At 71.8% G+C, this 15,328-nt stretch carries 9 protein-coding genes; 6 read left to right on the forward strand and 3 right to left on the reverse strand.

Annotated elements, in window-relative coordinates:
* Positions 1–12: 12 nt before the first annotated feature.
* Both O7632_RS18025 and O7632_RS18030 read left to right on the forward strand, forming a co-directional pair.
* Positions 13–420, forward strand: a complete 408-nt coding sequence (locus O7632_RS18025; protein ID WP_278115846.1) for a hypothetical protein — start codon at positions 13–15, stop codon at positions 418–420.
* Positions 421–472: 52 nt separating this feature from the next.
* Positions 473–3,514, forward strand: a complete 3,042-nt coding sequence (locus tag O7632_RS18030; protein WP_278115847.1) for a hypothetical protein — start codon at positions 473–475, stop codon at positions 3,512–3,514.
* Positions 3,515–3,619: 105 nt separating this feature from the next.
* Here the strand turns inward: O7632_RS18030 and eccB are convergent, their stop codons facing one another.
* Together eccB and eccD are read right to left on the reverse strand one after the other, a co-directional pair.
* Positions 3,620–5,059 (reverse strand): type VII secretion protein EccB, encoded by a 1,440-nt coding sequence (gene eccB, locus O7632_RS18035; protein WP_278115849.1) that lies wholly within the window; start codon positions 5,057–5,059, stop codon positions 3,620–3,622.
* Between the two features lie 3 nt (positions 5,060–5,062).
* The gene (eccD, locus tag O7632_RS18040) at positions 5,063–6,418 is read right to left on the reverse strand and encodes a type VII secretion integral membrane protein EccD (protein WP_278115850.1); all 1,356 of its coding nucleotides are present in this window, start codon (positions 6,416–6,418) and stop codon (positions 5,063–5,065) included.
* Positions 6,419–6,632: 214 nt separating this feature from the next.
* Here eccD and eccCa point away from each other — a divergent pair, with 214 nt between their 5' ends.
* Complete coding sequence (gene eccCa / locus O7632_RS18045; RefSeq protein WP_347403634.1) at positions 6,633–10,565, forward strand: type VII secretion protein EccCa; 3,933 nt, start codon at positions 6,633–6,635, stop codon at positions 10,563–10,565.
* 85 nt (positions 10,566–10,650) lie between these two features.
* On the opposite strand, the gene O7632_RS18050 is transcribed toward eccCa, so the two are convergent.
* A complete protein-coding gene (locus O7632_RS18050; protein WP_278115853.1) occupies positions 10,651–13,941 on the reverse strand; it encodes a right-handed parallel beta-helix repeat-containing protein in 3,291 nt (1,096 codons plus the stop codon).
* 318 nt (positions 13,942–14,259) lie between these two features.
* Between O7632_RS18050 and O7632_RS18055 the strand changes: the two genes are divergently transcribed.
* From O7632_RS18055 to O7632_RS18065, 3 genes are read left to right on the forward strand one after another with little or no spacing between them, the layout of a single operon-like run.
* Entirely contained in the window at positions 14,260–14,553 is a 294-nt protein-coding gene (locus tag O7632_RS18055) for a hypothetical protein (RefSeq protein WP_278115855.1), read from the forward strand.
* Entirely contained in the window at positions 14,553–14,954 is a 402-nt protein-coding gene (locus O7632_RS18060) for a YbaB/EbfC family nucleoid-associated protein (RefSeq protein ID WP_278115857.1), read from the forward strand. Before O7632_RS18055 ends, O7632_RS18060 begins: the two co-directional genes overlap by 1 nt.
* 56 nt (positions 14,955–15,010) lie before the next feature.
* Positions 15,011–15,322 (forward strand): hypothetical protein, encoded by a 312-nt coding sequence (locus O7632_RS18065; protein WP_278115859.1) that lies wholly within the window; start codon positions 15,011–15,013, stop codon positions 15,320–15,322.
* Positions 15,323–15,328 lie beyond the last annotated feature (6 nt).

Here is a 15,328-nt window from a genome sequence, read left to right on the forward strand (position 1 = left end):
GGGGGGTGAACCGTGGCTGACGAAACCTTCACCGTCACCGATCGCTATCTGAACGGCACCATCCGTACGCGCTTCGAGGACTTCCTCGCCGAAGCGACGGAGAACCAGTACGTGCGCAAGCTGCTCGCGTACACCGGCGAGCCGCCCGCGCCCGCCGACGACACGCCGTTCACCATCCTGCTCGCCGGCAACGAGGAGGTCATGTCCGAGGTCGGCCAGCTCGAAAGTAACTTCGCCACCATGGCGTTGAGTGCCCAGGGCAACGTCAAGAGCTTGTTCGACCTGATCGAGACCCTGCGGGACGATTTCCTGGACGCGAAGCAGACCCTCGATGTCGGCACGGACGAAGCGCTGACCACCGCGCAACTGCTCGACCTGGTCCGGGACGTGTGGCAACCGACCCCGAACCTCGGGCTGTAGCCGCCGACGTCCGACAGAGCGCGGCCGCCGGCAGGCGAGCGAAGGAGGGTGGGTGGCGCCGTCGAGCGGGCCGGACGGACGTGGCGACTGGGAGCTGGCCAACTGGCTGTTCCTACCGACCGACGCCGACGTGGCCGACCGGTCCGACGTGGCAGGCGAGAAGTCGCCGCCCTGGGTCACCGAAGGCGACGCGATCGTCCTGACCTATCCGCCACCGGATTCGTCGCCGCTGATCCGTTACAAGGACTTCGACGTCTTCGTCGTCTTCTCGGTGGCCGGGACCGGGTACGGCGATCCGTACACCTTCGGACCCCAGCAAGGGGTCTGGCAGTGGTACCGGGACTACGACCCGGACAAGTGGGTCGTCGCCGGGATCAAGGTCGACCGGGGCTTCATGTGGGACAACGACGACCGCCCGCCCAAGCGGTTCGAAGCGCTCAACCCCGCGCTGCAACCACTCGTCCGCTACAACCCGGCGGCCAACGACGTCGCCTCGCGCCGGACGTTCTGGAACGACGAGAGCGTCATCGTGGGGGTCGGCCGGTGGGCCGAGCACTGGGCCAACGAGTTCCGCCGCTACGCCGCCGAACTGAAGACCGACGCCAGCGCATGGGAGGGCTCGGCCGCCGGCCAGTTCGCGGCCCTGTTGCGCGAATTCGAAAAACGGCTGCGTGAAGTCCACCGCGAGATCAACCCGAGTGGGGCGACGTCCGTCCCCCGTGGAATCGGCGACGCCGTCCTGGCAATGGAGAAAGCCCTCAACGAACTGGTCGACGGGCACAACGCATTCTTCGCCGATCCGTACGTGTACTCGCCGCATTACCATCTCTTCACCGCGATGCACAAACACTACGAGGGTGTGTCGAACGTCGTCCGGGTGGAAAGCAGAAACCCGGTCTTCACCGACGAGAAGTACGATCCGCGCAGCGCGGTGATGCGCGACGCGGTCGAGGCGGCGGCGAAGAAGAGCTGGCTCGACCAGGTGGTCAAGGTCCTCGACCCGGTCGGCAAGAAGGTCATCGCCGACATCCGCCGGGAGTATCGCGACTCCGCCGAGGTCTTCGCGAGCGCGAAGTTCACCGAGGAGGTCCGGCTGGTGCCGCCCACCAGCAGAGGCGACGGCTCGGGTGGTGGTGCCAACAGCGAGGTGGAGCGGCTCCGGGAGCAGTACGAGGAGGAGATCGAGAAGCTCAAGGACTCGTACGACGAGGCCATCGACAAGCTGATCGACAAGTACGACAAGATCATCGAAAATCTCGAACAGGATCTCCGTGACCAGCAGGACGAATTCAAGGAGATCCTGGCGCAGAACCGGGACGACAACCGGGACGCCATGAAGTCTATGGAGGACGAATACCAACGGATAATCACCGACCTCCAGGACGACATGCGTGCCCAGAAGGAAAATTACGACGAGGTACTGAAGAATGCCGGCGCGGACAATCGGGACGCCATCACCGACCTCAAAAACGAGTACGAGCGGATCATCGACGGGCTCAAGGACGACCTGACCTCCCAGAAGGAGGATTACGAGAGTCTGCTCCGCGGTGGTGACCCGAACTCCCCGGCGACCTTGCTGCCCGCCAGCCTGCTCCAGACCCAGTTCCGGGGGCTGGGCGACGAACGCGACCCACCGCCGTTGCGCGACCAACTGAACTACCCGCCGGGGACCGTGCTCGATCCGGCCGGCCGGCCGATGCTCCACTCCGACGGCACGCCGGTGGTGCTGCCGCCCGGCTCGCGGATCGCCCCGGACGGCACCGTACTCGGCCCCGACGGACAACCGGTCCGCGACACCGACGGCAGCCCGGTGGTGTTGCCCCCGGGATCGAGCATCTCCGACGGTGGACGCACCACCAACCCGCAGCTCGGACGGTACGAGCCGCCGGCGGGCAGCGACAATCCGCCGTCCGACTGGCAGACCCAGTTCGACCTGGCCCGAGACCGCGACCCGATGTGGCTCACCCCGGACAGCGACGGCGGCCTTGACCTGATCGGCCGGGACGGCACCCGCCAGGACCTGGACGGACTGCGCCTGGAGCCGAACGGCTCCGGTGGCTACGACCTGGTCACCGACGGCGGCACCCGCACCCCGTTGACCGGCTTCGACCTGACCCCCGACAGCACGCAAGGCGTACGTCTGCTGCCCAACGCCGACGGCGGCATCGACCTCGTCGCCCCGGACGGCACCCGACGCACGATCGACGGTGTGCGCCTCGAACCAGACGGCAACGGGGGCTACGACCTGGTCACCGACGGCGGCAGCCGTACGTCGCTGGACGAACTGCGCGGCGTCGACCGGTCGATCCCGGACCTGATCGACCCGAGCCGACCGGGCACCCGTGACGGCGTGGTGCAGCGGCCCGACCTGGTGGGCGGCCGGGACGACTTCGGACTCGACCCACCGGACTCCCGTCCCGGCACCCTGCTCCCGCCGGCGGTCCCAGGTGACCTGGTCGACGGCATCCCCCGGCAGGTCCCGGTCCCGGTCGGCGGCACCTACCAGCCGCCCGACCTGGGTGACCTCGGCGACCGGCGGCTGCCCCCGGGCCAGCTCCTGCCCCGAGGCGGGATCGGCGAGGGCGTCGACCCCGGCGGCGTCGACGTCAGCCGCTCCGTCGACACCCGCGACGCGGCGCTGACCGGTGGCCTCACCCCGCAGTCCACGGGCGAGAGCGGCTACCCGCCGTACGTGCCGCCGCCGGCCGGTGGTGGTGCGGGCGGCGGCGGCCAGGACCAGCCCCGTAACCGGACGCCGTATCCCCTGCGCGAGGAGATCGACCAGGCCCGCAGCCGGGCGGCCCGCCGCAAGCAGGGCGAGCCGCGCGGACTGCCCTGGGACCTCACCGACGGCAACGACGACGAACCGCCGGTCACGCCCGACACCATCCTGGACGTCCTCGCCGGAGCGCCGAACCGCAACCGGCCGACACCCCAACCGGTCCGGGACGCACAGAGCAACCTGCCGGTCGGCGACGCCCGCGAGTCCGGCGTCGCCGCACCCAAGGTGCCCACCGTGGAGGACACCATCCGGGGGGAGGACAACACCTGGGGTGCCGACACCGCGCCGGGCGGAACCGACGGCGGTCGCTGACCCGACGCCGGCCGGACGAGCCCCGGCCGATGGCCCGCCGGTGTCCGGCCTCCTGGTGTCCGGCCTCCTGGTGTCCGGCCCGCTGGTGTCCGGCGGACGGCGGGGTCAGTCGCACTCCGGGCGCGGCGCAGCCGCGCCGCTGCCACCGGGCCGGTAGGCCTCCGGGTCGAGGACCGGGCCAGTCGGCAACAATTCGACCAGCGCCTCCGGCAGCCGGGCCGCCGGCTGGCCACGGTAACCCAGCTCCGGCGCCGGCCCGTCCTCACCCAGCGGATACCGGGCACCGGTGTCGGCCACCAGATACCAGGTGGCGGTCGGCGTGGTCCGCAGCAGCACCCCGGTGTCACCGGCCACCACGACCTGATCGACCTGCCCGCAGCCGGGCACCAGACCGGCGGCGAGCGTCGGCCCGCTGGCGGGCGCACCGGCCAGCGGTGCGCCGACCGGGGCCGCGGTGACCAGGGTCAGCACCGGCTGGTCCTGATCGGCCGAGACGCTGGCGCACAGATCGTCCCCGGCCGGGTCGGTCAGCGGCGGTGGGACCGACGGCAGCGCGTCGACCCGGATTTCCGGCGGCCGGGTCGACCGGTGCTCGGCGACGTCGCGCGCCCCGATCGGCACCAGCTGTGGAGTCGCCCCGCCGTACGCCAGGTCCTGGGTGCGCGGGTCGCCGATCAGCAGCGCCAGCACCGTCGGGGTGATCGACACCAGGCCGTCGCCGGTCAGCAGGTACGCCGCGCCACCCGGGCCGCTGAACACCTGACCGAGCCGGGTCGCCGTACCGGCCAGGATCGGTCCGTTGTCACCGCGCCGAGACACCTCCGGCGGGCTCAGGTCCGGTCCGGCCGGTAACAGCCGCAGGAACTCGGCCGGTACCGGGCGGACCGGCGCGGTGCCGTACCCGAGGGCCTCCCGGGCCCCGCCGTCTGCGTCGAACAGATGCCGGGTCTCGCCCACGAGCAGATGGACGCTGCCGTCCGGGGCGCTGACCAGCGTGCCCTCGGCACCCAGCGGCTGGACCGGGCGGTCGGTGGCGACCTCCAGCACGAACCTCGGCACCGCGTCGGCTCCTCGGCCGGCCACTGCGGCGCACGCCAGCCAGGGCGCCCGGCTCAGCCCGCCCGGGTCCGGGAGCCGTTCCGGCGCGCCGACGACCCCCACCGGGGCACCCCGGGGCGTCCCGACCAGGGCCGCCCGTTCCACCGTGACCACCGATGGTTCGCCACCCAGGATCAGCCGGAGGCTGGTCAGGTTCGCCACCGGATGCAGGACGCCGTCGGCGTACAGGTAGCGGGCTCCGGAGCTGACGTCGACCACGACCGCCCCGTTGACCCGCCAGTTGACCTCGCGGGCCGGCGGGAACAACACGCTGACGATGGTCACCAGCACGGCCACGATGAACGCGAGAGCCAGCCCGCCGAGGATCCCGCGCAGCGACCGGCCGGTCGGCTGGTCGGGGTGGTCCGGTGCCGAGCGCAGCATCGCCGCCGACAACCGGCTCATGGTGAACATGTGCGCCTGGACCTGGTCGCGCCGAGACTGCACCGGCTATCCCATGAATCCGCGAATGAAGCCGTACAGGCCCAGCACCTGCAGCATCAGCGGCACCGCCACGGCCGCCGCGAGGGTGTGCGCGAGATCGGCCGCCCGCCCCCAGTACGGCACGAACCGACGGCCCGGTACGTAGTGGGCCGCCGCGACCAGTCCGGCGACCCCGGCGACCAGTGCCCCGGCGACGACCAGATCGCCGACCGGTCCGAACCGGAGCGTCAGGTGCGCCAGCACCAACACCACACCGACGCTGCCGGGCACCGCCGCCGCCAGCCGCTGCCAGCGGGCCCGCAACACCAGCGCGTGCAGCAGCAGCCGCAGCGTCAACACGACGGTCAACGCGAACGTCCACCAGTCCCGGCTGCCGGCGAGGACCACCAGACATCCGCCTTCGACCACCCCGGCCGCCAGGTAGAGCCAGTTGAGGAACACGTCGGCGCGGGCCACCCGGTCGCGGACCCCGGCGTCCGGCAGCGGGTCGACGTCCTCGGCCAGTTGGCCAGCATGGGTGGGCAGCATCGGCATCCGCAACCCGGCCAGCCGGAACGCCGTGGCCGGCAGCAGCGAGTTGGTCACCACCGTGGTCACCGCCACGATCGCGGCGGCCCCGGCCGCCGCGGTGCCGGCGAGCAGCGCCGCCCCGCCGACGGCGGCCAGCGTTCCACCCAGACAGGCGGCGCTGAACACCGGCGCGGACCGTCCGCCGACCGCCGGGACGGCGATCAGGCTGGCCGCCACCACGGTCAGAGCGGCCAGCAGCACCGCGCCGGCCGGGTCGGGCGCGAACCAGGTCACCCCGGTGCCGGCGGCGGCGCAGCCGGCGACCGCCAGCACCGCGGCGGCCCCCGGGTGCACCGGAGCGCGGGCCACGCCGGCCGCCGCGCCCAGCAACACCACGCCGGTGACCAGCAGTCCGACGCCGCCGGCCGGCCCGGTGCCGGCGAGCATCACCAGCAGGCCGACGAGCGCGACCCCGGCCCAGCTCAGCAGCAGGGCTCTGGTCCACTCCGGCCGCCAAGTGTCGGTGCGGTCGGCCATCGTGGTGACGACGCCGTCGACCATGTCGTCGAAGTGCACCGTCGGGATCTCGGCGTAGTAGGGCCGCAGATGCAGCTGCTCGCCGTCGAGTACTCCGGCGTCGCGCAGGGTCTGCTCACCGTCGAGCCGGGTCCCGTCGAGGCGTTGCAACACCCATCCGCCGTGCGGCAGTCCCGCCTCGGCCAGATCCGCGCCGCCGAGGCGTACGACTGTCGGCAGCAGCTCGGCGATCTCGACGTCGGTCGGTACCGCGAGCTCGATCCGCCCGGCGGGCACCTGTACGGTCAGCCGGCACAGGGTGTCGACGTCTGCCACCAGGGGTACGCCTTTCCATGGACCGTGCCGCCACCACACTGGATAGTGCGCTGCTCGTGGTCCTGTCCACTTCGCGGCAGGGAGACTGGGTGAAACCCCAGACAATCGTCGCTTCCTGGCCCGCCGGCCGCCGGCCGGCCAGGATGGCGCGGTGAGTACGCTGCTGATCCGCCGGCAGCCACGGCCGGCCGGTCCGGAGGCCGTCCAGGGCGACATGACCCTCCAGGAACCGCCGGAGCTGCCCGAACCGGTGAGCGGGCTGGCGCAGATGCTGACGTACCTGCCGATGGCGCTCGCCTCCCTCGGCATGGTGATCATCTTCCTGCGGCCGGTCGGGCACGGCGGCGGTGGCCTCACCGTGTTCGCCATCGGACTGATGCTGATCGCGGCCCTGGCCATGGTCCTCAGCCAGGTGGTGCGCACAGCCGGCGACCGCAAGCGGCAGCTGCGCGGAGAACGCCGTGACTACCTCGGCTACCTGGGCCGGGTCCGACGTCAGGTACGGGCGGCGGTGGCCAGCCACCACCGGGCGCAGGCCTGGCGGCACCCGGACCCGTCGGCGCTGCCCGGCTTCATCGGCACCTCCCGGATGTGGGAACGCCGACCCGGCCACGACGACTTCGCCGAGGTCCGGATCGCCACCGGGGTGCAGGAACTCGGGCTGCGTTTCCACCCGTTGCACACCAAACCGGTGGAGAACCTGGAGCCGTTGTCGGCGCACGCGCTGCGCCGGTTCGTCGAGGCGTACCGCACCGTCCCGGACCAGCCGATCGCCGTACCGCTGAACCGGTACGCGCGGGTCCTGCTGCACGGTGACCGGTCGGTCGCGGTCGGCCTGGTCCGCGCGGTCCTCGCCGAACTCGCGGTGTTCCACGCCCCGGACGAGCTGCGGATCGTCGTGGTCGCCGCCGGTGCCGTGCGACAGCGCTGGGAATGGGTCAAGTGGCTGCCGCACGCCCTGCATCCCACCGACGACGACGGCGCCGGACCGGTTCGGCTGTTCACCGACCACGTCGCCGACCTGGAACGGTTGCTCGGCGACGAACTGGCCACCCGGCCGGGATTCACCCCGGCGGCGACCGCGACGGCCGAGGAGCCGTACACCGTGGTGCTGCTCGACGGTGTCGAGGTTCCCGACACCAGCCGGATCCTGCTGGACGGCTACCGGGGGGTCACCGTGCTGGACCTGGCCGGCGCGCTGCCCTGGCGTACCTCGACGCAGACGCTGTGGCTGCGGATCTCCGCCGACCAGGTGGAGACGGTCACCGCCGCGCCGGACCAGTCGGAACGGGTGACCGTCCTGGGCCGGCCGGTGCGGCTGGGCTCGGTCGTCGCCCGTACGGTGGCGACCGGTTTGGCGCCGCTGCGTCTCGGCGGCGGAGCGGAAGCCGGCGAGGCGCTGACCGCCGACGTCGAACTGACCGCCATGCTCGGCATCGCCGACCTCAACCGGCACGCCCCGGCCGACCTGTGGCACCGCTGGCCGGCGGACCGACAGCTGCGGGTGCCGCTGGGTGTGTCGGCCGACGGGCGCACCGTCGAACTCGACATCAAGGAGTCGGCGCGCGGCGGCATGGGCCCGCACGGGTTGCTGATCGGTGCCACCGGCTCCGGCAAGTCGGAGCTGCTGCGCACCCTGGTGCTGGCGTTGGCGCTGACCCATTCGTCGGAGTCGCTCAACCTGATCCTGGTCGACTTCAAGGGCGGTGCCACCTTCCTCGGCCTGGACCAGCTGCCGCACACCTCGGCGGTGATCACCAACCTGGCCGACGAGGAGGCGCTCGTCGGCCGGATGGAGGACGCGCTCAACGGCGAGATCGTCCGCCGTCAGGAGCTGCTGCGCCGGGTGGGGGTCAGCTCGGCCGCCGAGTACGCCGCCCGCCGGGCCCGGACCGAACCCGACCTGGATCCGCTGCCCAGCCTGTTCGTGGTGGTCGACGAGTTCAGCGAGTTGCTGGCCGCGCACCGCGACTTCATCGACTTGTTCGTGATGATCGGACGGCTGGGCCGCAGCCTCGGGGTGCATCTGCTGCTCGCCTCGCAGCGTCTCGACGAGGGCCGGGTGCACCAACTGGAGTCGCACCTGTCGTACCGGATCGGGTTGCGGACGTTCTCGGCGATGGAGAGTCGTGGCGTGCTGGGCGTGCCGGACGCCTACGAACTGCCGTCGCAGCCCGGCAACGGTTTCCTGAAGACCGACGTGACGACGATGGTGCGGTTCAAGGCCGCGTACGTCTCCGGCCGGTACCGCCCGGCCCGCCGGGCCGGCGTCGGCACCGGACCGACGACCCGGATCGTCGCGTACGGCAGCGGCTGGATCGAGCCCCCGGCTGGCGCCCGGCTGGCGGTGGCCGAGCCGACCGACACCGACACCGATGTCCGCGACGGTGACGCCGACGCGCCGTCGTTGTTGGAGATCGCGCTCGCCCGGCTGCGCGACAGCGGCCCACCGGCGCACCAGGTCTGGCTGCCGCCGCTGGGGGACCCGCCGGACCTCGACGACCTGCTGCCGCCGATCGCCGTCGATCCGCGCCGGGGGCTGACCTGGCGGCACCGGTTCGACCCGGCGCGGCTGGGGGCGCCGATCGGGATGGTGGACCGGCCGTTCGACCAGCGCCGTGACCTGCTCGACGTGGACCTGTCCGGGGCGGGCGGGCACGTCGGGGTCGCCGGTGGCCCGCAGAGCGGCAAAAGCACCCTGCTGCGTACGTTGATCATGAGCATGGCGCTGTCGTACACCCCGGCCGAGGTGCAGTTCTACTGTCTGGACTTCGGCGGTGGTCTGCTGTCCGCGGTGGCCCGGCTGCCGCACGTCGGCGGGGTGGCCGGCCGGCTGGACGGGGAACGGATCACCCGTACGCTCGCCGAGGTGCTGGAGGTGATGAGCCGCCGGGAACGGTTCTTCGCCACCGAAGGCATCGGCTCCATGGTCGACTTCCGCCGCCGCCGGGCCGCCGGGGAGTTCCCCGACGAAGCGCACGGCGACGTGTTCCTGGTCGTCGACGGGTGGGCCACCGTACGGCAGGATCTGATCGACTTGATGCCGGCTTTCAGCAGCATCGTGTCCCGGGGGCTGAGCTACGGCGTGCACCTGGTGGTGGCCGCCACCCGCTGGGGGGAGATCTCCACCAACCTGCGGGACCTGCTCGGCACCCGGTTGGAGCTGCGGCTCGGCGACGCGGTCGACTCGATGATCAACATGCGGATCGCGGAGACCGTCCCGAAGATCCCCGGCCGGGGCATCACCGAGACGAAACTGCATTTTCTGACCGCGCTGCCCCGCCTGTCACACCTGGTCACCGACCGTGCCGATCCCGGCGACGCGGTGTCCGGCACCGTCGACGCGGTGGTGGCGGCCTGGCCCGGCCAACGGGCCCCGACGGTACGGATGCTGCCCGTGGTGCTCGCCGCCGACCGGCTGCCACCCGCCGACGGCACACTGCGGGTGCCGCTGGGCTGGGAGGGGCAGACACTCGGCGTGCAGTGGCACGACTTCGAGGAGACGCCGCACCTGGTCGTCGCCGGCGACGCGGAGACCGGCAAGACCAACCTGCTCAAGCTGGTCATCGCGGCGGTCACCGCCCGCTACACCCCGGACGAGGCGCGGATCATGGCCGTCGACGTACGCCGTGGCCTGTACGACGCGATCCCCACCGACCATCAACTCGGGTACGGGGTCTCCGCCTCGGCGATCAAACAGATGGTCGAGTCGGTGGCCCGGGCGATGCGCCAACGGCTGCCGGACTCCACCATCACCCCGGCCCAGTTGCGCCGCCGCGACTGGTGGCAGGGCCCCGAGCTGTACCTGGTGATCGACGACTACGACATGGTCTCGGGCGCGAGCGGGCCCAGCCCGTTCGCCCCGTTGCTGGAGTTCCTCGCCCAGGGCACCGAACTGGGCCTGCACCTGGTGGTGTCGCGCAGCGCGAACGGGTTGTCCCGGGCGTTGATGGATCCGCTGCTGCGGACCCTGCTGGAGGTGAACAGCCCGGCGCTGCTGCTGTCCTGCCCGCCGTCGGAAGGGGTGCTGTTCAACAACGTCCGGCCCCGGGTGCTGCCCACCGGCCGGGCCCAGCACATCACCCGTCGGCGACTGACGGAGGTACAGACCGCCCTGATCGAGCCGGATACCGCCGCGCTGCCGTAGCGCCGTCGGTCAGCTGCCGTGCGCTGTCCGGCTGCCGTGCGCTGTCCGGCTGCCGTGCGCTGTCCGGCTGCCGTGCGCTGTCCGGTCAGGCGACCCCGACCCGCTGTGGCAGGTCGTCGGGGAGCAGCAGCCGCATCTCGGCGACCCCGGCGGCGGGCTGGCCGAGCAGCCGGCCGGCCTGCCGGGTGACCATCGCCTGCAGCACGGTACGCGCGTACCGGGCGTTGCCGAACGTCTCGGTACGGGGCACGGCGGCGAAGTGCGACCGCAACGCCTCCCGGGTCCGCGGGTGGCATTCGTAGCCGTCCTCGGCCGCCGCCCGCTCCACGATCGTCACCAGTTCGTCGTCGGAATAGCTGTCGAAGGTGATGGTACGGCTGAACCGGGACGCCAGACCCGGGTTGGAGGCCAGGAACAGCCGCATCTGTCCGGTGTAGCCGGCGACGATCACCACGGTGTCGTCGCGGTGGTCCTCCATCAACTTCAGCAGGGTGTCCACCGCCTCCTGCCCGAAGTCGTTGGTGGCACCGCCGGACGGGGTCAACGTGTACGCCTCGTCGACGAACAGCACCCCACCCCGGGCCCGTTCGAACGCCTCCTGGGTCAGCTGCGCGGTCTGCCCGACGTAGCGACCGACGATGTCCGCCCGGGCCACCTCCACCAGCTGACCGGTGCGCAGCAGGCCCAACGACGCCAGCAACTCCCCGTATAGCCGGGCCACGGTCGTCTTGCCGGTGCCCGGCGGCCCGGCGAACACCAGGTGGTTGTCGATCGACATGGCCGGCAGCCCGGCGGCCCGGCGCATCCGCGCGGCGGCCAGCAGGTTGACCAGGTCCTCCACCGCGTCCTTGACGCCCTGCAGGCCGATCATCCCGCGTAGCCGCTCCACCGGCCCCGGCCCGTCGCCCGGCGCACCCGCCCGGTCGCCCGGCCCGCCGACGACTCCGTCCGCGACGTCGGCCGGCAGCAGCGTGGTCAACTCCTCGCCGTCGACGTCGGGCTGGGCGGCGAGCCGGCCGGCCTGCCGGTCCACCATCTCCTCGAAGGTACGCCGGGCGGTCCGCCCGTTGCCGAAGGTCCGGTCCCGGGGCATCCGGTCGAAGTGGCCGGTGAGCGCTTCGGCGGTACCCGGGCCGAGCTGGTAGCGGTGGGCGGCGGCGAGCCGGGCCACGATCGTCACCATCTCCTCGGACGTGTAGTCGTCGAACTCGATTGTCCGGCTGAACCGCGACGCCAGGCCGGGGTTGGACGCCGCGAACCGGCGCATGTCGTCGGAGTAGCCGGCGGCGATCACCACGACGTCGTCGCGGTGGTCCTCCATCAACTTCACCAGGGTGTCCACCGCCTCCCGGCCGAAGTCGTGGCCACCGGACACCTGGGCGGTCAGGGTGTATGCCTCGTCGATGAACAACACCCCGCCGAGCGCCGAGGTGAACACCTCGGTGGTCTTGATGGCCGTCCCGCCGATCACCTGGGCCACCAGGTCACCCCGGCCGACCTCGACCAGGTGCCCGCTGCGCAGCACCCCTAGTTCGGCGAGGATCCCGCCGTACAGCCGGGCCACAGTGGTCTTGCCGGTGCCCGGCGGCCCGGCGAAGATCGCGTGCCGACTCATCGGCGGCACCGGCAGCCCGGCGGCCCGCCGCCGCTGCGCCATCCGGTTGAGGTCGACCAGACTGGTCAACTGCCGCTTCACGGTCGGCAGCCCGACCATCGTCTGGAGCTGCCGCAGCGGGCTGTCGTCCGAAGCCGGGTCGACGTCGGAGCCGACGTCGGCACCGTCGGCCGCCAGCGCCGAATCGTTGTCCCGGTCCACCGTGTTGTCCGACGACACCCGGGCCGCCAGGTCGGACCGCCGCAGCCCGGCACCCCGGTTGCCGGTGAGCTGGCAGTCGGTCAACGTCACCGGTTCGGCGCTGTCCACCCGGATCCCGTCGCCGTGGTTGCCGTCGACCACACAGCCGGTGAGCGAAGCGCGGGCATGGTTGCCGACCTGCACGCCGTGCCGGCGGTTACGCAGCGAACGGGATCGGTCGGCGACCAAGTGCCCGTACTCCTCGGCCAGCAGGCCGTGGCCGCCCGAATCGCTCACCTCGCAGTCGGTGGCGGTCACCCGGGCCCGGCCACCGATCGAGATGCCGTGCTGGGCGGCGTCGCGGACCACCAGCGCGCTGACGCGCGGATGCGCGCCGCCGGCCACCCGTACGCCGTCCGTGCCGCTGCCCACGATCTCGCCCCCTTCGAACCGGCCCTGTCCGCCGCCGTCGACCAGCAGACCGTGCCCGCCGGCGGCGGTGATCCGGCAGTCGCGCAGCAGCGGATTTGCCGAGTCGTCCACCCGTACTCCGACGCCGACGCTGCCGTCGACGGTGAGCCGGTGCAGCTGCGGGTTGGCCCGTTCGGTGAGCGCCACCGCAGCGGCCCCGGCCCGGCGGACCGTCAGGTCGGTCAGCACCGGCCCGGCGGCCCCCTTCACCAGCAGTCCGTCCAGGTGCGGCTCGGTGATCTCGCATCCGCTGAAGGTGCCTCGGGCCTGCTCGACGACGCAGATGCCGTAGCCGCCGGCGCGGTCCACCCGTACCCCGTCGAGGTGCGGATCGGTCACGTCGCCCAGGACGACACCGTGGCTGCGGGTGTCGCTGACCTGGCAGTCGGTCAGGGTCACCCGGGACTTGCTGGTCACGTAGACGCCGACCGTGGTGTCTCGCACGGCGGTACGCCGGATCCGGGTCGTCGCCTGCTGCTCCAGGGCGATCGCCGGTTTGTCGGTGGCGGACACCTCGCAGTCCTCGATCAGCCCGCGTCCCTGGCCGTTGACGCAGACGCCGTTGCCGCGCGCGTCGCGCAGCACGCATCTGCGGACCGTCGGATCGCCGCGCTCGGCGATGACCAGGGCGGAGGTGCCGATGTGCTCGATGACGCAGTCTTCCAGGACACTGCCGGCTCCGGAGGTGTCGACCACGCCGGCGCCTTCGGGGTTGACCACCCGGCAGCCCCGCATGGCCACGGCACCGCGATCGGCGGCGAGTACGGCGGTCCAGCCGGCCCCGGTGACCTCGCAGTCGTCGGTCTCGGCCTGCCCGCGCAGCACCTCCAGGGTCGGGCGGTCCCGGTCCTGGCCGAGCAGGATCAGCCCGGAGAGTTTGACCGCCTCGCCGAGTACCCGGACGACGGACCCGGTCGGGGTGCTGAGCCGCACCGAGCCCCGGCCGTCGGCCGCGACGATGGTGACCACGGTGGTGATGGTGAGGCGCTCGTCGTACTGGCCGGGCGCGACGGTGATCAGGGCACCGGGGCGGGCGGCGCGAAGGGCCTCGGCGATCGTCCGGTGGCTTGCGGGGCGGGACGGGTCGACCGTCAGCACCTGGCGCGTCACGCGGGCATCGTCCATCCCGTCGAATTGTCGTCATGGCCTGCGCGTGGGCCCGCGCGTGGTAGCCCGGCCTCGGGCTGGCCCGAGGGGGGCATGGCCGTCAGCTGAGCCATTGCGAGTTCACAGAGTACCGGCGGCGTCCGTCGGCACCGCCGCCGCGCTGACAAACCTGGGGTAGTCACTAGAATTAGCCGGCACGGCACGGCGTGGCCCTGGTTCTTTCGCGGGACCGGCCGTAGCGTCGCGACGAGGCGGGCTCCGCCCCGCCCGGCTTTCCAACTCACCCCGGCTCGGCGCGGGGTCCTGGGCGAAGGAGCGGCCATGGCTGACATCCACGTCAACCACTCCGGTGTGAGTCAGGCGATCACGGACATGCAACAGGCCACCGTGCAGATGCAGAACGCCATGCAGCAGCTGCTGCAGGGCCTCACCCCGTTCGAGCGCACGTTCGAGGCCGATGGCTCCCGCCCGGAGTGGGACGCCTTCAAGCTCGCCGTGTCGCAGGCCGACGAGCGCATGCAGAGCACCTTTGGCAGAGGTGCTCTCGCGCTGGGTGACATGCAGCAGATCCACATCGACTCGGACCGCCGCAGCACCAACATCCTGGGCGGCTGATGAGCTCCGCCTGGGAGTCGCAGATCCAGCAGGGCCTGGCCGAGGTCCGTCGCTACCAGGAGGATCTCCACCGGATGCAGCGCTCCCTGCAGGAGCGCAGCGCTTCGGTGACCACCCCCGACCGGGCGATGACCGTGGTGGTCGGAGCCCAGGGCGAACTCAACGAGATCGTCTTCCAGGGGCAGGCCTACCGGTCGATGGCCGCCGCCGATCTCGCCAAGGCGATCGTCGGTGCCTACCAGCAGGCCCGCTCCCAGATGGCGGCGGAAACCGAGGAGGCGGTGCAGGCGTTCGTCGAGCGCGGCACCCGGATCCGTACCGGGATGACTGGCGGTAACCCGCTGGAGGACCTGCTCGCACCGATCCGTGACGCGGCCCGCCAGGCCGGCCGCGTCGACTGAGGACAAGACAGGTACCGACCAGACAGGTACCTTCGAGGATCGCCGGGGAGGCATCCATGTCGGAGTTGTCGGTACCGAGCGATCTGCGACTTCGGTTCTCCCGGTTCGGGCAGGCCGAACAGGTGCTCGCACGCCTGGACGACGCGATCGACCAGATCCACGAACTCAACCTGGCCGGTGCCGGCGACACGTCCGACGAGATCGCCCAGGTCTACCGCTCGAAGGTGGACGGCCCGACGGCAAATCTCAAGACCCTGGTCGGTACGGTACGGGCGGTCCTGCTGATGACCGACGACAACGGCCAGCAGGCGGACAACACGTTCGATCAGGGCGAGTCGGACGCGGGTAACCGGGGACGCCGTTGGTGAGCCACT

Source organism: Solwaraspora sp. WMMD406, from assembly GCF_029626025.1.
Lineage (GTDB): Bacteria > Actinomycetota > Actinomycetes > Mycobacteriales > Micromonosporaceae > Micromonospora_E.